The 23,398-nt window shown below is 63.4% G+C and carries 21 protein-coding genes; 4 read left to right on the top strand and 17 right to left on the bottom strand.

Features of this window, described 5'->3' with window-relative positions; translation table 11 throughout:
* Positions 1-198 precede the first annotated feature (198 nt).
* Positions 199-1,335 carry a vWA domain-containing protein gene (locus NKK51_RS23790; RefSeq protein WP_352554763.1) on the top strand — a complete coding sequence of 379 codons (1,137 nt, stop codon included), beginning with the start codon at positions 199-201 and terminating at the stop codon, positions 1,333-1,335.
* Entirely contained in the window at positions 1,335-2,222 is an 888-nt protein-coding gene (locus NKK51_RS23785) for an amidohydrolase family protein (protein ID WP_164892900.1), read from the top strand. The genes NKK51_RS23790 and NKK51_RS23785 overlap by 1 nt, the downstream gene beginning before the upstream one ends.
* Positions 2,223-2,226: 4 nt before the next feature.
* Here NKK51_RS23785 and NKK51_RS23780 read toward each other — a convergent pair whose 3' ends face one another.
* The 7 genes from NKK51_RS23780 to NKK51_RS23750 form a co-directional block, all read right to left on the bottom strand.
* On the bottom strand, positions 2,227-2,634 hold the full coding sequence (locus NKK51_RS23780) for a carboxymuconolactone decarboxylase family protein (protein WP_352554762.1): 408 nt from the start codon (positions 2,632-2,634) through the stop codon (positions 2,227-2,229).
* Positions 2,635-2,994: 360 nt separating this feature from the next.
* Positions 2,995-4,491: a sugar ABC transporter ATP-binding protein gene (locus NKK51_RS23775; RefSeq protein ID WP_352554761.1), complete on the bottom strand. Its 1,497-nt coding sequence runs from the start codon at positions 4,489-4,491 to the stop codon at positions 2,995-2,997.
* Positions 4,491-5,540, bottom strand: coding sequence for an SMP-30/gluconolactonase/LRE family protein (locus NKK51_RS23770; RefSeq protein ID WP_352554760.1), 1,050 nt, complete (start codon positions 5,538-5,540; stop codon positions 4,491-4,493). Before NKK51_RS23770 ends, NKK51_RS23775 begins: the two co-directional genes overlap by 1 nt.
* Complete coding sequence (locus tag NKK51_RS23765) at positions 5,537-7,660, bottom strand: ABC transporter permease (RefSeq protein ID WP_023814019.1); 2,124 nt, start codon at positions 7,658-7,660, stop codon at positions 5,537-5,539. The genes NKK51_RS23770 and NKK51_RS23765 overlap by 4 nt, the downstream gene beginning before the upstream one ends.
* A gap of 77 nt (positions 7,661-7,737) precedes the next feature.
* Entirely contained in the window at positions 7,738-8,763 is a 1,026-nt protein-coding gene (locus NKK51_RS23760) for a sugar ABC transporter substrate-binding protein (protein WP_352441179.1), read from the bottom strand.
* Positions 8,764-8,823: 60 nt separating this feature from the next.
* Positions 8,824-9,810 (bottom strand): ABC transporter permease, encoded by a 987-nt coding sequence (locus NKK51_RS23755; protein WP_128303419.1) that lies wholly within the window; start codon positions 9,808-9,810, stop codon positions 8,824-8,826.
* A 268-nt stretch (positions 9,811-10,078) separates the two neighbouring features.
* On the bottom strand, positions 10,079-11,512 hold the full coding sequence (locus NKK51_RS23750) for a DHA2 family efflux MFS transporter permease subunit (protein ID WP_352554759.1): 1,434 nt from the start codon (positions 11,510-11,512) through the stop codon (positions 10,079-10,081).
* 121 nt (positions 11,513-11,633) lie between these two features.
* Here NKK51_RS23750 and NKK51_RS23745 point away from each other — a divergent pair, with 121 nt between their 5' ends.
* The gene (locus tag NKK51_RS23745) at positions 11,634-12,635 is read left to right on the top strand and encodes an ornithine cyclodeaminase family protein (protein ID WP_352554758.1); all 1,002 of its coding nucleotides are present in this window, start codon (positions 11,634-11,636) and stop codon (positions 12,633-12,635) included.
* Positions 12,632-14,113: an HAL/PAL/TAL family ammonia-lyase gene (locus tag NKK51_RS23740; protein ID WP_352554757.1), complete on the top strand. Its 1,482-nt coding sequence runs from the start codon at positions 12,632-12,634 to the stop codon at positions 14,111-14,113. The genes NKK51_RS23745 and NKK51_RS23740 overlap by 4 nt, the downstream gene beginning before the upstream one ends.
* 9 nt (positions 14,114-14,122) lie before the next feature.
* Here NKK51_RS23740 and purU read toward each other — a convergent pair whose 3' ends face one another.
* The 10 genes from purU to NKK51_RS23690 all read right to left on the bottom strand — a co-directional run bounded on the left by purU (position 14,123) and on the right by NKK51_RS23690 (position 23,391).
* Complete coding sequence (gene purU / locus NKK51_RS23735; protein ID WP_023814025.1) at positions 14,123-15,004, bottom strand: formyltetrahydrofolate deformylase; 882 nt, start codon at positions 15,002-15,004, stop codon at positions 14,123-14,125.
* A complete protein-coding gene (locus NKK51_RS23730; protein ID WP_352554756.1) occupies positions 15,001-15,801 on the bottom strand; it encodes a 3-methyl-2-oxobutanoate hydroxymethyltransferase in 801 nt (266 codons plus the stop codon). The genes purU and NKK51_RS23730 overlap by 4 nt, the downstream gene beginning before the upstream one ends.
* 34 nt (positions 15,802-15,835) lie before the next feature.
* Positions 15,836-16,150 carry a MocE family 2Fe-2S type ferredoxin gene (locus NKK51_RS23725; RefSeq protein ID WP_013530832.1) on the bottom strand — a complete coding sequence of 105 codons (315 nt, stop codon included), beginning with the start codon at positions 16,148-16,150 and terminating at the stop codon, positions 15,836-15,838.
* 11 nt (positions 16,151-16,161) lie between these two features.
* A complete protein-coding gene (locus NKK51_RS23720; protein WP_352554755.1) occupies positions 16,162-17,244 on the bottom strand; it encodes a fatty acid desaturase family protein in 1,083 nt (360 codons plus the stop codon).
* A gap of 49 nt (positions 17,245-17,293) precedes the next feature.
* Positions 17,294-18,475, bottom strand: coding sequence for an aldose 1-epimerase family protein (locus NKK51_RS23715; protein ID WP_352554754.1), 1,182 nt, complete (start codon positions 18,473-18,475; stop codon positions 17,294-17,296).
* 16 nt (positions 18,476-18,491) lie between these two features.
* A complete protein-coding gene (locus NKK51_RS23710) occupies positions 18,492-19,274 on the bottom strand; it encodes an ATP-binding cassette domain-containing protein (protein ID WP_196815367.1) in 783 nt (260 codons plus the stop codon).
* Positions 19,271-20,251, bottom strand: coding sequence for an ABC transporter permease (locus NKK51_RS23705; protein WP_031213848.1), 981 nt, complete (start codon positions 20,249-20,251; stop codon positions 19,271-19,273). Before NKK51_RS23705 ends, NKK51_RS23710 begins: the two co-directional genes overlap by 4 nt.
* An 82-nt stretch (positions 20,252-20,333) precedes the next feature.
* Positions 20,334-21,278: a sugar ABC transporter substrate-binding protein gene (locus NKK51_RS23700; RefSeq protein WP_023814031.1), complete on the bottom strand. Its 945-nt coding sequence runs from the start codon at positions 21,276-21,278 to the stop codon at positions 20,334-20,336.
* 57 nt (positions 21,279-21,335) lie between these two features.
* Positions 21,336-22,250, bottom strand: a complete 915-nt coding sequence (locus NKK51_RS23695) for a sugar phosphate isomerase/epimerase family protein (RefSeq protein WP_023814032.1) — start codon at positions 22,248-22,250, stop codon at positions 21,336-21,338.
* Positions 22,251-22,305: 55 nt separating this feature from the next.
* A complete protein-coding gene (locus tag NKK51_RS23690; protein WP_352554753.1) occupies positions 22,306-23,391 on the bottom strand; it encodes a Gfo/Idh/MocA family protein in 1,086 nt (361 codons plus the stop codon).
* Positions 23,392-23,398: the final 7 nt, after the last annotated feature.

Genomic DNA, 23,398 nt, shown 5'->3' with positions numbered 1-23,398 from the left:
TGCCATCCTGCACCGCAAGACGCACAAACTCCAACTTCCCATCCATCACGCTGGTGTTCCCAAATGGCATCGCGAACCTCCCGGCGCAAAGCACGCCAAACTGGTCGCGATGTCCTCGCACACCTGTTCGCGATGTCTCCGGTCCAAACACCCCCTTGAGGGGGAGATGTCCGGCAGGACAGAGGGGGGCGCCACGCAATGATGCGGGAAACAAGCTTACCCCGCGCGGCAGCGCCCTTGCTCAGCTTCGCCCGGTTGCTGCGCCGCTACGGCTTTGCCATAGCGCCGGAGCAGATCTCTGGCTTCATGCAGGCGGTGACATTGCTCGGGCCCCGCTCGATGGCAGACATCCGCGAGGCCGCCCTTGCCACCCTTGCACCCCCGCCCGATCGCCGCGACGAATTCGAGGCGCATTTCCAGAGCCACTTTTATGGCAACACATCCGCCGTGGCCGAAGGCGACGCAGACGAGGAAACCCGCATCAAGGATGATGGCGGCGCCGACGACGAACGGATCGAGGCCGACCAGCGGCAAGAGGGCGGCGAGCTGTCCTCGGCGCTGGAGCAGTTGAGCAGCCGCGACTTCCAGCGTGACGATGACGGCGTTGCCGCTTTCCGCGGCAAGCTCGCATCCGCCCTGCCCGCCCGTCGCTCCTTCCGCACCGTGCGCACGCATTCGCGCGGCAAGCTCGATCTGCGCCGCTCGCTGCGGGAAATCGTCAGCGCCGATGGCGACGTCCCCTCGCCGCTTCTGCGCCGCCGCCAGACCGTGCCGCGCAAGCTGCTGATCCTGATCGACGTGTCCGGCTCGATGAAGCTGCACACAGCGGACTATCTCAAGCTCGCCCATGCCGCGGTGCAGGGCGCCGATCGCGCCGAAATCTTCACCTTCGGCACGCGGCTGACCCGCATCACCGGGGCATTGCGCATCCGCGACCGCGATCAGGCATTGGCGCGCGCGGCCGCGCAGGTTGACGATTGGGACGGCGGCACCCGCATGGGGCCGACGCTGCTCGCCTTCCTCTCGGTGCCGCGCTTCTCGTCGTTTGCACGCGGTGCCACGGTCGTGATCCTGTCCGACGCGCTGGAGCGCGGCGATCATGGCGAGTTGGAGACAGCCATGCGACGGCTGAGCGCCCGCGCTTTCCGACTGTCGCTGGCCACACCCTTGGCCGGCGATCCGCGCTTCCGGCCGGCAACGGCGGCACTGCGCGCCATCCTGCCGGTGCTGGACGACCTCGTCGACGGCTCGTCGGTGAAAGGCCTCACCGATTTCATCCTGTCGCTCGCCCGCCCTGCTCCGGCGGCGGCGACAATCTGGAGGAGGGTTTCATGATGCAGAAAACCATCGACGCGCATTTCCACATCTGGCGCCAAAAGGACCAGCCCTGGCTGGTCGGGCCGATGGTGCCGCGTATTTTTGGTCCCTACGAGCCGATCCGCCGCGACTATCCGATCGAGGAGTTTCTCGAAGACCAGAAGGGGTCGGGCGTCGAGAAGGCCGTCTATGTCCAGACCAACTGGGCCAAGGAGGATTTCGAGAAGGAAGTCGCCTTCCTGCAGAAGACATCCGACGAAACCGGCTGGCCGCATGCCATCGTCGGCTACACCGACATGACCGTCGACGATATCAGGCCCCAGATCGATCGCTTGAAGAAATATCCGCTGCTGCGCGGCGTGCGCATGCAGCTGCATTGGCACGAGACACCGGCCTTCCGTTTCGCCGCCTCGGCCGACCAGGTGATCGACCCGAAGGTGCGCGCCAATGTGGCGCGGCTCAAGGACTATGGCCTGTCCTTCGACCTGCAGCTTTTCCCCGCCCAGATGAAGGACGGGCTGACGCTGGTCGGCGAGAACCCCGAAACGAATTTCATCCTCACCCATGCCGGCATGCTGACCGGCATGGAACCGGACACCACCGAAGCCTGGAAAGAAGGCCTGCGCACGCTGTCGGCGGCGCCCAATTTCTACGCCAAGCTGTCCGGCCTCGGCACCTTCGTCCACCGCAACGACCCGGCGCTGATCGCCTATATCGTCGACAACGCGATCGACATCCTCGGCGCCGACCATCTGATGTTCGGCTCGAACTTCCCGATCGAGAAGCTGTGGACCAGCCACGCCGAGCTGATCAGGGCGCACCGCGATGCGGTGGCCAGGCATGGTGCGGCGGCGGAGGCGGATATTTTCTGGAACACGGCGGAGAAGGTTTACCGGCCGGTGTGACGCTTCACTTAACCTCGAACTGCGGATCGACCGGGATTTGCATCGCCGTCACCAGATGGTTGGTCTGCCCAGCCAATCCGATGATCGACACCAGCTCGCCATGCTGCGCATCGGTCATGCCCTTGGCTCGCGCTGCCGCCGTATGCGAATGGACGCAGTACGAGCAGCCATTGGCAGTCGACACCGCGATGTAGATCATCTCTTTGGTCAGCGGATCGATGGCGCTCTCGGCAACCATCACCACCTTCAACTGTTCCCAGATCCGCTTCAGCGCCGCGGGATCATTGGCCAGCCCGCGCCAGAAATTGTTGACGAAGTCCGATTTGCGCGTCGCGCGGATGTCATCGAAGACGGCCTTCACGGCCGGGATCTTTTCGACCTCGGCGTCGCTCAGAAGTCTTGTGGTGGCCATGGTATTTCCTTTCCTTTCGATCGATGAACTGGCTCGTTGAATCAAGTTTCGAGCAAAGGCGGCTAACCAGCTTCTTTGACTCAGTTTTTGGCGCAATAGCGTTGAAGATTAGCCGAGGCACCTAAACTTCGTCATCCTAGGGCGAAGCAGGCGCGAAGCGCCGTCGCGGAGACCCGAGGATCCATTCCGTGACGTCAGCCGCGGAGTGCAACGGAGCAGAATTCTGCACCGCAGCAGCGCTACGGAGTCCCGGCATGGATCCTCGGGTCTGCGCCGCGTCGCTACGCTCCTTGCTTCGCCCGTGGATGACGAAGGGATGGATGTGCGCGCCAATTATCGACGTACGCATCGGCCAGAACCCTAATGCACCGCAGCGTACATGATCTTCTCCTCCGTGGCCTCGGCCGGCGAAAACTCCTCGACGATACGGCCCTGACGGCAGACCAGGATGCGGTCGGACAGGTTCATGATCTCCGGCAGGTAGGACGAGATGACGACGACGGCCAGGCCCTCGTCGGCCAGCCGGTTGATGATCTGGTGGATCTCGGCGATCGCGCCGACATCGACGCCGCGCGTCGGCTCGTCGAAGATGACGATGCGCGGCTGCTGCACCAACCCCTTGCCGATCACCACCTTCTGCTGGTTGCCGCCGGACAGTTCGACCACCCGCGCATTGTCGTTGATCGCCTTGATGTTCAGCGTCTTCGTCCATTCGGCTGACAGTGCGCGCATCTCCTGCGCGTTGATCACCCAGGCCTTTTCGCGGCCCGCCGCCAGCAGTCCGCCGAACAGGTTTTCGGCAATGCCCATCGTCTCGAAGATGCCTTCGCTCTTGCGGTCCTCGGTGACGTAGACGATGCCGTCCGCCACCGCTTCGCTTGGTACGAGATAGCGCACGGGCTTGTCGTCCAGCTCGATGGCGCCGCCGCGCAGGAAATCGCGCTTGTAGATGCCGGAAACGATCTTGAATGTCTCGGTGCGGCCGGAGCCGATCAGCCCGAACACGCCAGTGATCTGGCCCTCGAAGATCGAAAAGGATGTGTTGCGCACGACATTGCTCATCGAGATGTCCTGCACCGACAGCACCTTCCGGCCCGCCTTGCGCAGCTTTGCCTCGTCACGCTGGCGGTAGATCTGCCCCGACAAAGTGCGCCCGACCATAGCGGCGACGATCCGGTCGCGGTCGAAGGCTGACGTGTCGTCGGTGATGACAAGCTCGCCGTCGCGCAGAATGGTGATGCGGTCGGCAATATCAAGCGCTTCTTCCAATGCATGGCTGATGAAGACGATCGACACGCCGCTCGCCTTCAGCCGGCGGATCAACGCGAAGAAGTGCCGCTTTTCTTCCGGCGTCAGCGTCGCCGTCGGCTCGTCGAAGATGATGATCTCGGCATTGTGGTGCACCGCGCGCGCGATCTCGACCATCTGCCGCTTGGCAGCACCCAGCGTCGCCACCATCGCGTTCGGGTCGACGGGAAAGTTCAGCGATTGCAGGAATTGCTGCGCCGAAATGTAGGTGCCGCGCAGCCGGTTGAGGAACTTTTCGGTGCCGAGATAGAGGTTCTGCGCCACCGTCATCGACGGCACCAGGCTCGTCTCCTGGAACACCATCGCAATGCCGGCTTCAAGCGCTGCGTGCGGCGAGGCGTAGGCGATCTCTTGTCGCTTGTGGAACATCTTGCCTGAAGTGGCGTCGACCACCCCAGCGATGATCTTGGTCAGCGTCGATTTTCCCGCGCCATTTTCGCCGAGCAGCGCATGGATCTCACCCTTGCGCAGGTCGAAGCTGACATTCTTCACCGCGGGCACGCCGCGGTAGTTCTTGGTGACATTCTCCAGACGGACGATCGGTTCCATCAGAAACCTCCCATGGCGACGGAAAGGATGCAGTCGCCGCCTTTGGAGGCGACGAACAGAAGGCCGTCTTTTTCCGCAACGCTGCAGATGCCATGGCGCGTGCCGTTGGCGCGGCTGTGCAGGCTGAACTGCGGCTGCATCTTCTGGTCGAGCCTGACCACCAGCCCGTAGGAGCGGCTCGGCGACCACGGCTTGTGGATGCCCATGGTGCGGATGCCGCCGCATTGCAGCGGCTCGAGGAAGCTGCGGCTGGAGGCCAGTGCAGGCGCGATCCAGTAGGCCGGCAGCACCTGGTTCAGCATGTCCTGGCGGTAGTGCGTTTCCTGCAGCACGAATTCGATCAGCCGGTTGCGCGGCGCAAACAGGGTCAGCCAGGCGCCGCCACCGGCGGAGGACGACAGCCGTGCCGGATAGCCCGGCAGATGCGTCAGCACCGTCGAGCGGTTACCAGTCGCGCCGTCGAAACGGATGAGCTGGTGACGCCAGCTTTCGCTGACCAGCACATCCCTGCCTGCAGGATGCAGCCCATAGGGAAAGGCAATGTCACCGGCGACCTTGCGGAAATCACCGCCTGCTGCGTCTCGCTTCCAGAGCGAACCGGAAGCCCCCTTGTTCATCAGATCGGCGGCCCATTGCGATGGAGCATGCTCGACCGAGCCGTTGGCCAGCCACAGCGTGCCGTCATCCGCGTAGGCAAGCGCGGTTATGCAGCGGATCTCGGCCGGCAGCGAAACCTCCTTGCCTGATATCAGCAGCTTGCCGCTTTCCAGCCCCACCGTCAGTTCGCCCGATGGCGACAGCGCCAGCGCCGTGACCGGAGACGGAAAGGTTTCGACAACCCTGGGCTCGGTTCCGGCAGCAATCGAATAGATTGCGTTGCCGCTGGAGGCCAGCAGCCTGCCATCGGCAACCAGCAGATTGTCCGGCTCGGTCAGCTCAGTAAAAGCCGGCGCGTCATCCAGCAATGTGTTGGGTCGGAAAGCGCCATCGAGCGGCGGGATGGTCACCGCCTTGCCGCGAAACAGGTCCAGCACAGGATCGAGGATCATGGCTTTGCTCCCCAATAGGAAGCGGGGCTGGTCCAGTTCGGGTCTGCGCCTGAAATCTTGTAGCGGCCGATGCGGTTGTTGAGGATGCCGCCGACGAACAGATATCCCTTGTGCTCGCGCATCGAGGTGACCATCGGGTGCGCGCCGCCGGTGAGGTCGCCCATCGCCTCGACGATGCCGCCTTTCTCGTTGAACTTCACCACGCCGCCGGTGTTGATGTTGGGGAACAGCCATTCGTCCTGCGGCAGCCGCCGCGTCATGCGCTTGCGCATGTCGGGGTGGCGCAGCGACAGGTCGAAACTCGGCGTGCGCATGCCAAGCCACGCCATCCAGTAATTGCCGTCGGAGGCGCGGTTGATGTTGTCGGGATAGCCCGGCATATCGCGGATGACGCATTCGGCGGTGCCGGCCTTCGGCCCTTCCAGCCAGTAGCGATGCACGCGGCAGGCCCAGCTTTCGGCGAAGAACAGCGACTTGCCGTCATGCGCCATGCACACACCATTGGTGTAGCGGTAGCCGTCGAGCAAGGTCTTGGTCGACCCGTCCTTCGGCTCATAGACCAGCAGCCGGCCGGTGGCGCGGTTCTCGATCGAGTCAAGCGCCCAGTCATGGGCGTCGTAGCGCTTGGTCGAGTCGGTGAAATAGATGCGGCCGTCGGGTGCGATGTCGCAGTCGTTGGGGTCACGCAGCCGCGCATCGTCGACGATCGAGGTCCAGGAGCGCGACGTTTCGGCCGACAGGCGTTTGACCTCCCGATCCGGCGAGACGGAGTAAAGCCCCATGGCGCCGACGCAGCTGATCAGATTGCCCGATTTGTCGAAGGCGAGGCCGAGCGGAAAGCCGCCGATATGGGCAAACACTTCCGATTTGACATAGTCCGGCGCGAAGAAGCGGACGATCTCGCCATGGCGCGTGCCGCAATAGAGATTGTCGTCGCGGTCGAGGATGACGTCTTCTGGCCCCTCCAGCTCGCCAAGCCCGATATGGTCGGCTGCCGACAGCCTGTTATCAAGCTCGTAGGGCGTGCCCGAGCCGGGTGCGGCCGACTGCGTTTCGCCCATTCTGAGATAGACAGGCGCGACATAGACCTCGTTGAGCACCTTGTGGCGGTTCTTCAGCCAGCGAATGTCAATGGTCACCGCCACCGCCAGCATGATGCCCAGCACCATCTGGTTGGTGCCGGTGCCGTAGCCCAGCCGGATCAGGCCGTTGGTCATGGTCAGCACGATGATGGCGCCCATCAGGCCCTTGATCACCGAGCCGCGCCCGCCGCCGAGGCTGACGCCGCCGACCACCGCCGCCGTCAGCGCCATGATCTCGAGGTTGAGGCCGGTGCCCGGCCCTGCCCCGCTCAACCGGCAGGCGATCAAAAAACCGCCGATCGAGGCGCAGAAGCCTGAAAAAACGTAGGTCATGAACACCGTGCGGCGCACGCGGATGCCGGCATTGTGCGCCGAGCGCCTGGAACCGCCGACCGCCAGCACATGCCAGCCCGGCCGTGAACGGGTCAGCGCGATATGGGTGACGATGGCCAGGATGATCGCCAGCCACACCGAGACGGACAGCCCCCAGAACGTGCTGTCGCCGATGAAATCGAGCACATCCGATGTCGCGGTCGAAAGCTGCACGTCGGCGGCATAGGTGGTGACCAGGATATCAAACAGCGCCCGCCCGAAGATGAAGGTGACCAGCGTGGTCAGAAAGGCGCGCAACCTGAGATAACCGACGAGATAGCCGTTGATGGCGCCAAAGATGAGACCGGTGGCCAGCGACGCAGCCAGCGCCAGCCAGATCGACTGTTCGAGGATGAAGAAGACATAGACGGCGGAAAAGCAGGACAGCGCGAAGATCGAGCCGACCGACAGGTCGATGCCGCCACCCAGCATCACCACCGTCATGCCGGTGACGACCATCGAGAACTCGCCGAGCTGGCGGGTCGATTCCTGCAGCGCTGTCAGCTTGAAGAAGCCCGGAATGATCGAGCCGAAGGTTGCCAGCGTCGCCACCAGCGCCAGGAACGGAATGGCGTTGTCGGTCCAGCGTTTGGTCAGTATCTCGCCGACGACATGGTCGGGCACGAGATTGTACCGCCAGGACTGGAGGCGTTCGCGAAAGGACATCGGCTGCTGCTATTCCATGAGAAAGAGGTGGCCGGGCAATCCGGCCACCTCGTTGATCGGTGTTGGCAAGGATCGGCTTATTTCGCAGCCGCTTGCGCCTGCAGCGCCTTCAGGTCCCAGCAGCTGTCGGGCTTCAGGTCGGCCTTGGTCGTCGCCTTCTCCAGCGTGTAGATGTAGGTGTGCGACGTGCCGGCCGGCTGGCCGCTCTGCAGCAGGAACTTGATGATGGCGTTCATGTCGCCCGACTGGCGGGCAAGATCGGTCATCACCACGGCGCCATAGGTGCCGTCCTGCAGCTTGTCGCAATCGGCCGCCTTTTCGCCGCCGCCCGTGGTGACTAGGAACACCTTGCCGTCGAGCTTGGCGTCGCGGATCGCGGCGGAAGCGCCGGTGGCGTCACCATCCCAGAAATCGATGATCGAGCAGATGTCCGGGTTCTGCTGCAGCATCGTCGTCGTCACGTTGCGCGAGGTCGTCGCATCCCAATTTGAATCGGGCTTTGCCACCACCTTGAAGTCGGGATTCTTGTCCAGCACCTTCATGATGCCGGCATACTGATAGAGGCTGGAGGAGTTGGCCTGGTCACCCTGCACAAGGCCGATCTTCTTTGACGAGTTCGGGCCGCAGCCCTTGATCGCCGCTTCGGCCTCGAGCTGGCCGAGCCGGTCCCAGTCGCTGCCGACAAAGGCATCAGCCGGGAAGTTCGCCGGATTGTCGACCAGTATCACGTAGGTGCCCGCGGCCTGCGCCTTCTTCATCAGCTTGGAATAGGAGTTGAGGTCCGGCGCATGGATGATCAGCACGTCCGGCCTGGTGTCCGACGAGATGGCGTCGGTGATCGCCTGCGCGCCGGCATCGACGACCCAGTTCGGGTCACGCGTCTCGAATACGCCGCCCCAGGCCTCGACTTCTGTCTTCAGGTAATGCGACCAACCCTGCGCCAGGTCGAAGCCCATCGCCAGCGGCACCAGCATGACGCGCTTGCCCTTGAGCGCCTGCGCATAGGCGGCCGGGCCTGGATCATCGGCGGCAAAGGTTGGCGCCACGAAAGTGGTAACGGCAAGCGCCGTGGCGGCGGCCATAAGTGTCTTGATCAGTTTCATGTCAGATCCTCTGTTTTTGCTGTTGCTGTTCACGGCCGGCCCCAACCGTCCGCGGTAGGTTTAGATATCGCCTTGCTGGGCGGTCTGCTCGTCACGTGGATTGATGATGCCGTCGACGATGATGGCGCCGAGCAGGATCGCTGCCTTGATCAGGTTCTGGTAGAGCAGCGGAATGTCGATGATGGTCATGGCGTTGAGCAGGATGCCGATCAGTGCCGCACCGACCAGCACGTTGCGCACCCCGCCGCGCCCGCCGGACAGGCCGATGCCGCCGATCACCGCCACCAGCACGATATCGTAGAGCAGCGTTGAGTTGACGACCCGGGTGTTGATCGAATGCAGGCTCGCCGCCGTCAGCAGGCCGGCGACCAGTGCGACCAGGGCGGAAAGCACATAGCGCAGCACCAGCATCGGCCGCACCGGAATGCCGATGTTGCGCGCCGCCACCGGATTGTCGCCGGCGAAATAGATGTAGCGTCCCCATTTGGTGTAGCGCAGGAACAGGAAGAACAGGAATGCCAGGCCGGCGAAGACGAACACCTCGATGGGAACATCGAGGAAGCGCAGGCCGCCGAGCAGCTCGACCCAATGGCCCTGCGGCACCGGCACGGCATCCTGCGTGATCAGTTGCGAGCGCACATAGCCGAAGACGAAGGAGCCTGTCGCCAGCGTCACGAAGATCGCCGGCACGTCGGCATAGGCGACGAGAAAGCCATTGAGCAGGCCGATGGCCAGCACACCGGCCAGCACATAGGCGAAGGCCAGCCCGTCCGGCGTCCCCGAATTCAGAAGTTGCAGATACCAGGCGACAGACATCGCCATGATCGCGACGGCGGAGAGGTCGATGCCGCGGCCGATGATGACGACGGCCATGCCGAGCGCAAGGATGCCCAGCACCGACACGGAGCGGACGATGGCGACGAGATTGTTGGGGTCGATGAAGCCCGGCAGGCCGATGGCCGCTGCAACGAACAGCACCACCGCGATGGCAAAGACAATGCCTTCCTGATTCAGGCTCCTGAAATTCGGCCAGCCGATCGTGTTCATGTCTGCGTTTGCCCCGATGGCAGCGCTGCCATCCCTAGGAAGAAAGCTAATCGGCTCAGCGCCGGTTCGTCAAATGAATCCGCGCTCGAACCCGGATGGCAGCGGATATTCAGCGAGTGGATGCATCAATTGCCCAAGCTGGCGCAATGCGTGGAAAACTCTGGTTTTTTGGCAATTGGTTGCGCCATTGCGGCCACTCGCGAAAGCGCGGCACCAAGGCGAAAGGACAAGACGGAATTTATCTCCACATCAGGTGGAGAATTGGATTTCAGTTCCCCGGCGAGTGGCCGGAAACCTCCGCGCCCGCACTTGGCGGCAGCACGAGAAAACGCAACGCCGCCACCAGCCCGATGGCGCCGATCGCCAGGAAGGCGATTCGAAAATCGACGAGATCGAGAGCGGGCCGGTCCCTGACTATTTGCGACAGATTGAGGATCGCCGCCGCCACCGCGACGCCGAACAGCATCGCCACCTGCTGCAGCATCGATGATAGCGTCGCCGCCGAGCTGCGCTGCGCCGCATCGATGTCGGCGAAGGCCAGTGTGTTGAGCGCGGTGAACTGCATCGAGCGCGTCAGGCCGGCAATCAGCATCAGCGCCACCACCAGCGCCTGTGGCGTCTGCGGCGAGACCGCCCCGCAAGCCATGATCGAGACCGAGGCGATGATGCCGTTGACGACCATCACCGAGCGGAAACCGAAACGCCGCAGCGTTGGCGTCGTTACTGTCTTCATGCCGAGATTGCCGAGGAAATAGGCCAGGATCATCAAGCCGGCATCGACGGGCGAGAGGCCGAAGCCGACCTGGAACAGCAGTGGCAGCAGGAACGGCGTGGCGTTGATCGCCACCCGGAAAATGGTGCCGGCGGCCAATGTCGAGATGGCGAAGGTCAGCACCTTGAACGAGGAGAGATCGAGCAGCGGATGCGGCGCCCGCCGGAGATGCCGTACCGCCAGCCAGCCTATGACGATGCCGGCAACGATCAGCAGCGCTGTCGGCAGCACGCCGTCCTCCGGATGAGCAATGCGTTCAAGGCCATAGAGCAGCAGGGCAAGTCCGGCCGATGTCAGGAAAAAACCCGGCCAGTCGAGCGGCTTGGGGTCAGCCTCACGGTCGCCCGGAATGAAGCGAGCGACCAGCGCCAGCCCGATCACGCCGAGCGGGATGTTGATGAAGAAATTCCAGTGCCAGGACAGATAGGTGGTGATGAAGCCGCCGAGTACCGGCCCGACCACCGGCGCAAACAGTGCTGGCCAGGTGATCAGCGCCGTGGCGTTGAGCAATTCGGATTTCGACGCATTGCGCAGGACGAGAATCCGCCCGACCGGCGTCATCAGCGCGCTGCCGAGCCCTTGCACGACACGGGCGGCGACAAACTGGGTCAGGGTTTGCGAGAGGCCGCAGGCGAGCGAAGCCAGGGTGAACAGGACGATCGCCAACAGGAAGATGTTTCGCGCCCCGAACCGGTCGGCGAGCCAGCCCGACAGCGGCACGAACACCGCCATGGTCAGCATGTATACGGTGATGCCGATGCTCATCGCCACCGGCGACACGCCGAAGGACGCGCCCATCTGCGGCAGCGAGGTCGAGATGATCGTCGAATCCAGCAACTGCATGAAGAAGGCGATGGCGACGATCAGCGCCACGCGCCGCGCATTGGTGGCCGTTTCGGGTAAGATTTCGGTATCGGGAATGGCAGTCATGACGGAACCGGTTTGAACAGCATCTCACCGGCCGCGTCCAGAGACGTCGCAACAAACTTTCGTGTGCCGCCACGGCCTGCTATGGGATGAACGGGGTGGCCGAGGAAAGTGTCCGCGTAACATGAAGCCCATCTATATCGACTACCTCAATGCCCTCGACATCGACGCCCTTGCCATGACCGATGGCGAAATCATTGCTGCCGTGGAGGCTGGCCTGGTGGCGCAAGGCAATGGCCAGACGGTGATCGAACCGCGCGTCCATCTGGAGCCGGATCCGTCCTTCCACGGCCATTTCAATGTGCTGCGCGGCTACGTCGCGCCGCTCGACACCGCCGGCGTCAAGATCGTCGGCGACTATGTCGACAACTACCTGCACGGCCTGCCTTCCGAATTCGGCATTCTCAATCTGTTCGACCCGCGCACCGGCGCGCCGCGCGCCATCCTCGACGCCACCGTCATCACCGACATGCGCACAGGCGCTGTCACCGCCATCGGCGCCAAACATCTGGCGCGCAAGAATTCCAAGGTGCTGGCCCATATCGGCGCGCGCGGCACCGCCTACTGGAACGTGCGCCTGCTCGACCATCTCTGCGACTTCGACGAGATCCGCGTCCATTCGCGCCGGCCGGAAAGCCGCGACGGTTTTGCCGCCAAACTCTCCGCCGATTTCGGCAAGACGGTGACGGCGGTGGCCGACTGGAAGAGCTGCATCGAGGGCGCCGACATCGTCGTCGAAGCCTCGCGGCTGCCGGAGCCGCAACCGCTGCTCAAGACCGAATGGATCAAGCCCGGCGCGCTGGTCGTGCCCTATGGCACGATGAGCGCGGTCGAACTGTCGCTGACCGACATCATGCAGAAAATGGTCGTCGACGATTGGGGCCAATGCAAGGGCGGCAAGTTCGGCTCACTGCGCGCCCATGTCGAGACCGGGCGGCTGAGCGAGAAGACGCTGCATGCCGAGCTCGGCCAGATCGCCGCCGGTCTGAAAGTCGGGCGAGAAAGCGACGACGAAACGATCCTGTTCTGGCATCGCGGCCTGTCGCTGTCCGACATTGCACTGGGCAAGGCGATGCTGGCCAAGGCGCAAGTGCAAGGTATCGGCCAGAGGCTGCGCTTCGCATGAGCGCGCTCGTCCTCGCCGGAACCGGCGTCGGCATTGGCGATGTCGCTGCGGTCGCCCGCGAAGCGCGCAAGGTGGAAATCGGACCTGATGTCATCGGCAGGCTGGAGAAGGCGCGAAAAGTGCTTGACCAGGCCGCCGCGTCCGGCCAGCAGATCTATGGCCTCAACACCGGGCTCGGCGCCAATCTCGGCACTGCTGTAGAGGGCGACGCCAGCGCTTTCCAGCGCCAATTGCTGGAGGGACGCAACGGCGCGGTCGGCGAAGCGCTGCCGGTCGAAGCCGTGCGCGCTACTATGCTTGCCCGCGCCGCGATGCTGTCGGTTGGCGGCTCCGGCCTTTCGCCCTTCGTCTTCGTCGCTTTGGTCGACGCGCTCAATGCCGGCGTCCATCCCGTCATGCCGTCGCTCGGCTCGATCGGCGCCGGCGACCTGGTGCTGATGACGGCACTCGCCCGCATGCTCACCGGCGAAGGCGAAGCCGACTATCAGGGCCGTCGCATGCCGGCAGCCAAGGCGTTGATGATGGCGCGCCTCGCCCCTATCAGCCTGGCGCCCAAGGACGGGCTGTCGCTGATCAACGCTTCGGCGGTATCCGCCGGCAGCGGCGCGCTTGCGGTGACGGATGCGCTGTCCGCCCTTGCCCAGCAACAGCAGGCCGGGGCGCTGACCATGGAAGGTTTTGGTGCCAACCGCACCATCCTCGATCCGCGCCTGCATATGGCGCGCCCGGCGGCCGGCCAGCAGGAAGCAGCCAAGGTGCTGCACGATCTGCTCGTCCGCGACGAGGCGCTGGTGCCGACCACCTTGCAGGACCCGCTGTCGATCCGCTGCATGCCGTCGATCCATGGCGCGCTGATCGAGGCGATCGGTCAGGCGAGACAGGCTGTCGAGATCGAACTCAACGCCGCCGCCGACAACCCGCTGGTGCTGGGCGATGATGAGCTGGTGCTGTCGACCGGCAATTTCCACACCGCCGCACTGGCGCTCGCCTTTGAGACGCTCGGCCTGGCGATCGCCCAATGTGCCGCGGCCAGTGCCGCGCGCTTCATCCAGCTTACCGGTTCGGGCCGCAATGGCCTGCCGAAATATCTGTCGCCGGTCGGCGGCGCCTCGGCCGGCTTCGTGCCGCTACAGAAGACAGTGACCTCGATCCTGGCCGCCATCCGCCACAAGGCCAATCCGGTGATGCTCGACTTTCTTCCGGTTTCGGAGGGCGTCGAGGATCACGCCACGCAGACACCTCTGGCGGTTGCGAAATGCGCCGGGATGATCGCGCTATGGCGCCGCCTGATCGCTTTCGAGCTGATGGCGGCCGCACAAGCGGTCGACCTGCGCGACGGTTTCACGCCAGCGCCACGCACCGCCGCAATTCACACGGCGATCCGCGCGCTGGTCCCTGCTCTGAAGGAGGACCGGCCGCTCGGCATCGACGCCGAGGCGCTCTACGCCGCGCTCGCCGGTGGAAATTGGCCGGCCTGACGCGGCTTCTCAGAAGACGACGGTCTTGTGGCCGTTGAGCATGACGCGGGCTTCGAGATGCAGCTTGACCGCGCGCGCCAGCACCCGGCTTTCGATGTCGCGCCCGACGGCGACGAAATCCTCGGCGCTCATCGCATGGGTGACGCGTTCGGTCTCCTGATCGATGATCGGGCCCTCGTCGAGGTCGGACGTGACGTAATGCGCCGTCGCACCGATCAGCTTGACGCCGCGGTCGAAGGCCTGGTGATAAGGCTTGGCGCCCTTGAAGCTCGGCAGGAAGGAATGGTGGATGTTGATCGCCCGTCCGAACAGCCGGTCCGACAGGCTTTTCGAGAACACCTGCATGTAGCGCGCCAGGATGACCAGTTCGGCCCCTGTTTGCTGCACCAGGTCCAGCAGCTTCTGTTCCTGCTCGGCCTTGTTCTCCCTGGTGGTCGGCCAATGGTGGTAGGGAATGCCCTCCAGCTCGGCGAAGCGGCGGGCATCCTCGTGGTTGGAGACGACGGCGGCAACCTCCGCGTTCAGCCAGCCGACCCTGATCTGGTACAGCAGATGCAGAAGCGCGTGGTCGAACCTGGAGACCATGACGATGATCTTCGGGCGGCGCCCCTGATCGACGAGCGCGGTCTTCATGCCGAACCGGTCGACACTTGATTTCAAGGCCCGTTCCAGACTGTCCCTGGTCGAGCCTGGCGGGCTGATGAAGGCGATCCGCATGAAAAAGCGATTGGTCTGCCGGTCCCAGAACTGGCTGCTTTCGGCGATGTTGGCGCCGTTCGCGGCAAGCTCCGCCGTGACCGCGGCGACGATCCCCGGCTGGTCCTCGCAAGAAAGCGTAAGAATATGAACCGGCGCGGCGTCGTCCGTCGCATCATTGCCTTGAGATTTCACGCCCCGTCGACCCTCTTCATGAACAGGCTGAGTTCAGCCGGATCCATATGCACCACATGCTTGTCTTCGGGATAGGCCAGACTGTTGACATCGGCGACATACTCCGAGAACGCGGCGATGCGCTCGGCTTGCAAACGATCATATTCGGCGGCAAAATTGCGATAGACCTTGGAGTGGCGGGGCATGTGGCCACGGTTCTGGCCGAGGATGTCGTCGGCGAACAGATACTGCGCGTCGCAGCCAATGCCCGCCCCCATCGACAGCATGATCAACGATGTGCGTTCCGAGATCGCCTTGGCCACCTCGATCGGCACGACCTCGATCTCGGCGCCGATGGCGCCTGCGGCCTCCAGTTGTTTCACCGCCGCGAAGACCTCCATGGCGGTATCGGCGGTCTTGCCAACCGCCTTGAAGCCGCCGGTCCAGGTGGCCCGTGACGGGATCAGCCCGACATGGCCGATCACCGGGATATTGTCATCGGCCATCCGCTTGATCGTAGCGTAGCCGGCGCTGCAATAGACCGCGTCGGCGCCGGCCTTGTAGAGCCGGAAGGCCCAGCGCACGAAATCGTCCGCCGTGCCGATCTCGTAGAAATTGTCGCCCGGCATGGTGAACAGGCTGGGTGCGGCGTCCCGAAATTGCGGGTTGAGCACCAGTTCGGGCGGCACCGAGACGATGTCGACCCCGGCGCGCTCGGCGGCCTCGGCCTCGTCCATCGTCAGCACGCGCAGCATGGTCAGCTGTCGCTTGCCCTTCATGGCGCGCAAATCCGCCACCGTCGGTCTTTTTCGGCTCATCAAATGGGTTCCCTCAGTTGCATTCGGCGGCAGGTCAGCCGATCTGGATCATCACTTTGCCAGCCTCGACCTTCACCGGATAGGTGGCGAGATTGACGCATACCGGTGCGCCTCGGGCCACACCCGTCTTGTAGTTGAAGCGGCCATTGTGCTTGGGGCATTCGATGATGTCGTCCATCACCAGCCCATCGGCCAAATGCGCCTTCTCATGCGTGCAGTATCCGTCGGTGGCGAAGTACTCGTCATCGGGACTGCGATAGATGGCGAAGGTACGGCCGCCATGATCGAAGCGGATGACATCCTCTTCCTCGACATCGTCGACGCCGCACGCTTCAACCCAGTCGGCCATCTGCCTCTCCCCTATTCCGCCGCCGCCGGAACGGTCAGCGCATGAAACTCGTCCCGATACGGCCGCGCCGTCGGCGGCAGCTCGCGCTTGAGGAAATAGTCCTCGTACTGAAGCTGCTTCAGCAGCACCGGCCAGACCTCGCGATAGGCATGCCACATCGAAGGGTTCGGCGCGGGCAGATCATGCTTGATCAATTCATGCAGCCTCGGCAGCGCGTGATACGGCACCATCGGGAACATGTGATGTTCGACATGGTAGTTCATGTTCCAGTAGATGAAGCGGCTGATCGGGTTCATGTAGACGGTGCGCGTGTTCAGCCGGTGGTCGGTGACATTATCGGCCAGGCCGATATGCTGCAGCAGGCCGGTCAGCACCATGTGCCAGCTGCCGTAGAGGCGCGGCAGGCCGATAAGCACCAGCGGCAGGAACGACCACAGATAAAGCGCCAGCGCGATCGCCGCGACATAGATAGCGACATGCCAGCGCGCGGCTGTGACCACCTTGTGAAGCTCCATCTCGGGAATAAAGCTTTTCTCGTCGGGCGAGATGCTGCCGAACGCATTGCGCACCAGCGTCGGCAGCGAATAGCGGAAATCGAGAATGCCGGTGAAGGCGAGTGCGGCGCGCAGAAGGTCCGGCGGACGCATCACCGCGATCTCGGCGTCGCGGCCGACGATGATCGTGTCGGTGTGATGGCGGGCATGGCTCCAGCGCCAGGTCACAGGGTTGCGCATCAGCATGAAGCTGGCGATCTGGTAGACGGCATCGTTCATCCAGCGCGTGCGGAAAGCGGTGCCGTGGCCGCACTCGTGCCAGCGCGAGTCGCTGGACGAGCCGTAGAGCACGCCATAGACGAGCAGGAACGGCACCACCCACCACGTGCCCCAGAACCAGGCGATCCCGGCGGCAGAGCCCAATATGGCAACGATCCAGATGATCGTGTCGCGGATCGCCGGCCCGTCCGAGCGTTGCATCAGCTCTTTCATCGCCTTGCGCGGCACATCGGTGTGATACCACTCGGCCGAGGCCAGCCCGGTCTCGATCGCGGTGCGCGTGCTTTCCCCGACCAGGCTGTAGTCGCGCTTTTTCGCCATCACATCGACCTCCGATTTCCGGCCCGCCAGCCGGAGCATTCGTTTCGCATCATGCCCTGTCCGCCAATCCCGGAAAATTGCCCGACGGCGCAGGATAATCCTGTTGCGGTTGCCTGGCGATCGAAGCGATCCTCTCTTCCGTCGCGGCGATCTCGCCGGCACCGTCGAGCACTCGGAACATCGCGTCGTAGGAACGGCTTTCGCCATGCTCCAGCCAGATCATCTCGCCTCGCTCGCGCGCCGCGAGATTGCCCAAGACATGGTGTGTCGACGGCTCTATGCCCAGCGCATACTGCCCTGCCTGGAAATTCTGCCATTGATAGGCGCAAGGCAGCTGGTCCTTGCGCGTCACCACTTCGAAGCCGAGTCCGAGCCGATCGTTGACCACAGCCACAGGCACCTCGCCATTGGCATCGGCCGCCATCTCATGTTGCCAGACCTGCTCGCTGAAACCCGACTGTGGCGCCGGCATCGTGCGGTAGCCGACCTTCTGCGCCTGGTAACGCTCGCCGTCATGACCGGCCCAGACGACATCGCGGATCGGTGCCAGATAGCGCGAGCCCTCATCGAGCAAGGGATGGCTGACGTTGACGTGGTAGAAATACATATGCGGCGTGCGGTTGAAGCCGTGATTGACGACGCGGTCCGACAGCCGGATCTCGTTGCCGCCGACATCGGCCTCGATGCGCCGCAGCAGGTGCAGATCCTCGCCGAACACCGCCGATTGCTGAACGACGCCTTCGGCCCAAAGCACGCAGCGGTCGCCATCCCAGGTCTCGCCATAACCGGTCAACCGCGCCGGAATGGTACCGACGCGGCCATGCAGCGAATGGATCACGGTCTTCTTTCCCGGGTAGTTGTAGCTATCGGCCGGCACCTCTTCGCGGCCCAATATGTGGTCGAGGCCGCAGGTGACAAGCAGCCCAGAAAACGAGCGTGCCCAGGCGAGCCCGCCCTCCCCCTCGTAATCGTGCAGGCCGGGATGACGAAAGCCGCTCGGCGAATGCCAGCCGATCGCCTGGCCCTTGAAGTCGCAGTCGGCGATGTCGAGCGCCCGGTCGACCAGCGCGGTGAAGCGCAGCCCCGTGCCAGTACGGAACTCCAGCATGCGAATGCCGCGTTCCACCCCGTCGCCAAGCGTCATCAGCCGCACGCCGGCAAATTGCGACAGCATGCCCGAACGTTCCGACACCTGCCGGCGCGAAAGCGTCTTGCCGTAAAGTTCTACCATGTGACGGCCAACTTCTTCACTTCGCTCTCGTCTCTTTCAGCAGGGCCGACATGTCGGCGCCGGTGATGATGCTTTCCACGGTCAGGAGATCGGTATCGGCAACCGTCTGCTCGGCGACGATCTCGCCGCGGCGCATGACGATGATACGGTCGGCGACCTGGAACACGTGATGGATGTTGTGGGTGATCAAGAGCACCGAATGGCCGGCGTCACGCACCTCCTTGACGAAGCGCAGCACGCCATGGGTTTCCTCGACACCGAGATTGTTGGTCGGTTCGTCGAGGATAATGACCTTGGCGGCGAACTGCATGGCGCGAGAAATCGCAATCGACTGGCGCTCGCCGCCCGACAGCGTTAAGACCAGCGCATCGGCGTCGAGTTTCTTCGAGATGCCGACGCGCTTCAACAGCGCCGACGCCGCGTCGCGCAATTTGGCGAAATCGAGCGGCGCGAACACGCCCAGCCATTTCAGCTTGACCGGTTCGCGCCCAAGGAAAAGATTGCGCGCAATGCTGAGATCCGGCGCCAGCGACGTGTCCTGGTGGATGGTCTCTATGCCGAGGTCCATCGCATCGCGCGTCGAGCGGATCGAAACCTTTTCGCCGCGCACATAGATGTCGCCCCGATCGGCTGGAAACACGCCCGAGATCGCCTTGATCAGCGTCGATTTGCCGGCGCCATTGTCTCCGAGCAAGGCCACCACCTCGCCCTCCTTGAGGGCAAAGGACGCATTCTTCAGCGCCCGAACGCTGCCGAAGGATTTTTGCAGATTCTGCAGCCGGAGAACTTCCATGATCAGCCCCTCGCAGCGTTCTTCTGCAGCAAAGCGTGCAGGATGAGCATGGCGAGGATGATGAGGCCGACGAAGATGTTGTAGGCGAGGCCCGGCACGCCGATCAGCACGATGCCGTTGCGGATCGCGCGCAGCATCAGCGCGCCGACGATGGTGCCGAGGATCGTGCCGCGTCCGCCGGTCAGCGCCGTGCCGCCGACCACCACCATGGCGATCACTTCGAGCTCGTAGCCGGTGCCGGCCACCGGTGAGGCGGCCGAGATGCGGAAAGCGCTGATCATGCCGGCCAGTCCCGCCAGGACCGAAGTCAGGATGAACAGCCACACCTTGACTGCGTCCGCCGGCACGCCGCGCGCCACCGCCGCGTTCCGGTTGGAGCCGATGGCGCTGATCCAGTTGCCGAGCTTGGCATAGCGCAGCACGTAGATCGCCAGCAGCGAGAGACCGATGAACCACCACAGCGAGGTGTAGAACCTGAACGAACCGACATTGAAGCTGCCGGCCAGCAGCGTGACGAAAAAGCCTGGCTGGTCCCAGGATTTCAGCGGAAAGCCCTGCGTGATGTAGAGCGCCGCCCCGCGCACCACGAGCAGCATGGACAGCGTGACCAGGAAGGACGAAATGCCGATCTTGGTGACGATCAACCCGTTGATCGCGCCGATGGCGACGCACAGCAGAAGCCCGGCCAGAAGCGCGAAGCCGATATCGACGCCTCCGTTCTGCACCAGAAGCATGACGACGACCGGCGCCAGCCCGAACACGGCACCAACCGACAGGTCGAATTCGCCCGCCGTCAGAAGCAGCGTCATGCCGAGCGCGATGATGCCGAGCTCGGGGAGGAACGCCATCATGTTGGAGATGTTGAGCGGCGACAGGAAATTGGCATCGGCGATGGCGAAAATCGCGAGCAGGACAATGAGGATGACGAGCGAGGAGAATTGCGGCGAGCGTATAAGGCTCGATCTGCGTTTCCCGACAGGCATTTCGTCTTCTGCGGCGATCATCATGACTGCTTGAACCATGCTTTGAAGTGGTGCCCGCGGCCTGCGCCGCGGGCACCGGTTTTCACTTCGTGTCGTAGAGTTTCAGGATCGGTTCGACGCTTGAGGCGTCGTAAAGGCTGAAAGTATGGATGTCGTAGCCGATCGGTTCGCCCGACGCGGCGAGCCCGAGCAGCGCCACCGGCATGAAGCCCTGCGCAGACGGAAACTGCCAGGCGGCCGCGTTGACGAAGCCGGATTTGACGGCCTCGGCGGTTTCCTTCGAATTGCCCCAGCCGACGACCGGGATCTTGCCGGCCGGCACACCTGCGCCGTCGAACACCCGTTTGACGCTGGCCGCCACGGAATCGCCGAGCGCGATGATCGCCGGCGGATTGTTGGCCACCATATAGTCGGTCATCTTGGCAATGATGCCGGCCGGGTCGGTGCCGCAATCGACCACATCATATTTGATCCCCAACGGATCGAAGACGCTGGCGATGCCTTCGGTCTCCAGCTGCTGATAGCTGGCGCCGGGCACTTCCACCGGCAGGAACACCTTGTCGCCCTGCTTCACCATCTTGCGGTCGACGAGATACTTGGCCCAGATGACGCCCGCCTCCTTGAGATCGGCGCCGACATAGGCCTGCCGTCCGGTCGCCGGATCGTCTGTGTTGAAGAACACGATCGGGATCCCGGCCGCCTTGGCAACCTTCACTTCCTCGGTCCACAAGCCCGGCTGGGCCGAGGTGGTGGCGATGCCGTCGGGCTTGGCCGCAAGCGCGGAATTGAAGGCCTCCTTCTGCGCCGCCATGTCGCCGCCGCTAAAGGAGATCTTGCAGGTCACCTTGAGCTGGTCGCAGGCTTTGGTCGCGCCGGCATTCCAGTCGAGCCAGAACGCATCCGAGGGACCGCCATGCGACAGCAGGTAAAACGTCTTCTGGCCATCCTGCGCCATTGCCGGCGAGCCTAGCGCGACGCTGGCGAGCAGCGTTGCGGCAGCCGCCAGTTTCAATGCGAACTTCAACATTCTTTCCTCCCTTGCTTTTGGGCCGCGCCGCCGCGAACCGACAGCGCGCAGTGACCGTCACAGACCGTTGGCGCGGAACTTCCCATCGAGGAATTTCTTGGCGCGCGGCACGTCGTCTTCCGAGAGATGCTCGATGATCACAGGAATGTTCGGATGCTTTTCCGCCAGCCGCTGGAGGTAGAGATCGTAGTTCAGCGAACCGAGGCCCGGTGCCGGCAGCTCGATCTCGCCGACGCCACGGAAGGTGTGGCTCTCCAGCGCGTCCTCGTCGCCGATATCGGCGTGCTTCTCGGACTTGTCGCCGCCCGAACGCTTGACGTCCTTGGCGTGAGCTATTCTGATCTTGTCGGTCAGCGTGTCGAACACCTGGTTCAGGATCTGGTCCATCCTGTCGATGTTATGCGTCTCGAAATAATTGGTCGGGTCCATCAGCAGACCAAGGCCGGGATGGTCGACCTGCGCGAACATCTTCACCGTCTCCTCGACCGAGCCGACGACGTTGTTGACGTAGGTTTCGAGCAGGAAGACCGCGCCGTGGTCATAGGCCGTCTGGGCGAGCTCGGCGACCACCTTGCGGCACTCCTCGAACCCTTCCTCGGTCTTGTTCTTGGGGTGATGCACCCAGTCGGATTCGGTGTTGTAGGTGCCGGTTTCCGAGATCACATACGGGCTGCCGAAATGGCGGGCGTTGCGGATGATCTCCTTGAGATAGCCGACACGCTTGTCGCGCTCGGCCTTGTCGGGATGGATGATGTTTGTGTAGCCGGAAATGCAGCACACCGGCAGGTGATGATCGCGGAAGACGTCGCGCACCTTCTTGGCCTTGTCCTTGGTGATCTGCCCCGCCGACAGGTCGACGTCCTTGAAATGCAGGTCGAGCTGCACCGTGTTGAAATCGAGCCCGCGGATCTTCTTCGCCGTCTCTTCGAGGCCGTACGGGAAATAGCCCGTGAAAATACCTGCCTGCATCATGGTGTGAATTCCTCCCTGTAAGCGATTCAGTTGTCTGGTGTTTCAGTTGCGGTGATCAGATAGCGATTTCGGAAAGCTTGACAGTGCGGCCCTCGTCGATCGAGCGATAGCCCGCCTCGACCAGCGCCATGGTCTTGACGTTGTCGGCCACCGACAGCGCCGGCGGCGTGCCGGTCTTCACCGCATGCTGGAGCTGCTCCATCACGCCGATAAAGGCATGCGGGAACCACATCGTGTCCCAACTCGGGCTGACCCATTCGCCGCCGGTCGTCTCGGTCGAGGCATAGGTCAGCGTCGAGGCCGCGCCCGTCGGCCAGCCGATGGTGCCCTTCGCGACGCCCTTGGTGCCGTCGACGCGCCAGTTGATGTGCTGGTCGTCCTTGTAGCCATCCTGGCGCGGACCGGACCAGACATCCTCCAGCGACACGGCGAGCACGCCGGACGGGAAGCGCAGCGTCGACACGGTGATGCCGTCGGAATGGTCGAATGTCGTGCGCGGATCCTTCCGCGTCAGCGTGGTGATCTCTGAGGGGTCACCGAACAGGAAGCGCAGCACATCGAGATGATGCACGCTCATATTGGCCAGCGTCAGCCGGTCGTAATCCTCGAGGAAGCTTTGCCAGTGGGGGATGGCGTGCATGTCGATCTGGGCGAAGATGATCTCGCCCAGCGCGCCGCTGTCGATGATCTGCTTCAAGACGCGCATCGACTGGTCGTAGCGCATGTTCTGATTGACCGAGAGGATCTTGCCGGCCTTGGCCGCCTCGTCACGCAGCTTGACCGCTTCGTCGACCGACAAGGCCAACGGCTTCTGCGCCAGGATCGCCTTGATGTGCTTCTGCTTCAGCGCGTGACGGATCAGCGCCGGCTGCAGGTCGGGCGGGAAGGCAAGATCGATGATCTCGACATTCTCGTCCTCGATCAGTTTTTCGGGCGTGTCGTGGACCGTGGGGATGCTCCAGCGCGTCGCCACCTTCTCGGCGCTGGCCCTGGTGCGCGAGGCGATCGCCACCACCGGGAATCCAGCTTCCTTGTAGGCGGCGAGATGGCACTCGGCCATGATCATGCCGGCGCCGACGCAGCCGATCCTGTATTCCTTCGTGCGGACCTTCACGTCCGGCTCGAAGTCTTTGCTTGCCATCTCTTCC

The organism is Mesorhizobium sp. M0011, from assembly GCF_040324155.1.
Taxonomy (GTDB): Bacteria; Pseudomonadota; Alphaproteobacteria; order Rhizobiales; family Rhizobiaceae; genus Mesorhizobium.
This window is presented reverse-complemented; position numbering and strand designations above follow the sequence as displayed.

Excerpts from the sequence above, each read along its gene's own strand:
- NKK51_RS23780 (WP_352554762.1), bottom strand. The coding sequence starts at position 2,634 with ATGGCCACCACAAGACTTCTGAGCGACGCCGAGGTCGAAAAGATCCCG.
- NKK51_RS23705 (WP_031213848.1), bottom strand. The coding sequence starts at position 20,251 with ATGCCTGTCGGGAAACGCAGATCGAGCCTTATACGCTCGCCGCAATTC.
- NKK51_RS23730 (WP_352554756.1), bottom strand. The coding sequence starts at position 15,801 with ATGAGCCGAAAAAGACCGACGGTGGCGGATTTGCGCGCCATGAAGGGC.
- NKK51_RS23785 (WP_164892900.1), top strand. The coding sequence starts at position 1,335 with ATGCAGAAAACCATCGACGCGCATTTCCACATCTGGCGCCAAAAGGAC.
- NKK51_RS23750 (WP_352554759.1), bottom strand. The coding sequence starts at position 11,512 with ATGACTGCCATTCCCGATACCGAAATCTTACCCGAAACGGCCACCAAT.
- NKK51_RS23765 (WP_023814019.1), bottom strand. The coding sequence starts at position 7,660 with ATGTCCTTTCGCGAACGCCTCCAGTCCTGGCGGTACAATCTCGTGCCC.
- NKK51_RS23740 (WP_352554757.1), top strand. The coding sequence starts at position 12,632 with ATGAGCGCGCTCGTCCTCGCCGGAACCGGCGTCGGCATTGGCGATGTC.
- NKK51_RS23790 (WP_352554763.1), top strand. The coding sequence starts at position 199 with ATGATGCGGGAAACAAGCTTACCCCGCGCGGCAGCGCCCTTGCTCAGC.
- NKK51_RS23700 (WP_023814031.1), bottom strand. The coding sequence starts at position 21,278 with ATGTTGAAGTTCGCATTGAAACTGGCGGCTGCCGCAACGCTGCTCGCC.
- NKK51_RS23770 (WP_352554760.1), bottom strand. The coding sequence starts at position 5,540 with ATGATCCTCGATCCTGTGCTGGACCTGTTTCGCGGCAAGGCGGTGACC.
- NKK51_RS23745 (WP_352554758.1), top strand. The coding sequence starts at position 11,634 with ATGAAGCCCATCTATATCGACTACCTCAATGCCCTCGACATCGACGCC.
- NKK51_RS23715 (WP_352554754.1), bottom strand. The coding sequence starts at position 18,475 with ATGGTAGAACTTTACGGCAAGACGCTTTCGCGCCGGCAGGTGTCGGAA.
- NKK51_RS23775 (WP_352554761.1), bottom strand. The coding sequence starts at position 4,491 with ATGGAACCGATCGTCCGTCTGGAGAATGTCACCAAGAACTACCGCGGC.
- NKK51_RS23760 (WP_352441179.1), bottom strand. The coding sequence starts at position 8,763 with ATGAAACTGATCAAGACACTTATGGCCGCCGCCACGGCGCTTGCCGTT.
- NKK51_RS23720 (WP_352554755.1), bottom strand. The coding sequence starts at position 17,244 with ATGGCGAAAAAGCGCGACTACAGCCTGGTCGGGGAAAGCACGCGCACC.
- NKK51_RS23695 (WP_023814032.1), bottom strand. The coding sequence starts at position 22,250 with ATGATGCAGGCAGGTATTTTCACGGGCTATTTCCCGTACGGCCTCGAA.
- NKK51_RS23755 (WP_128303419.1), bottom strand. The coding sequence starts at position 9,810 with ATGAACACGATCGGCTGGCCGAATTTCAGGAGCCTGAATCAGGAAGGC.
- NKK51_RS23725 (WP_013530832.1), bottom strand. The coding sequence starts at position 16,150 with ATGGCCGACTGGGTTGAAGCGTGCGGCGTCGACGATGTCGAGGAAGAG.
- NKK51_RS23690 (WP_352554753.1), bottom strand. The coding sequence starts at position 23,391 with ATGGCAAGCAAAGACTTCGAGCCGGACGTGAAGGTCCGCACGAAGGAA.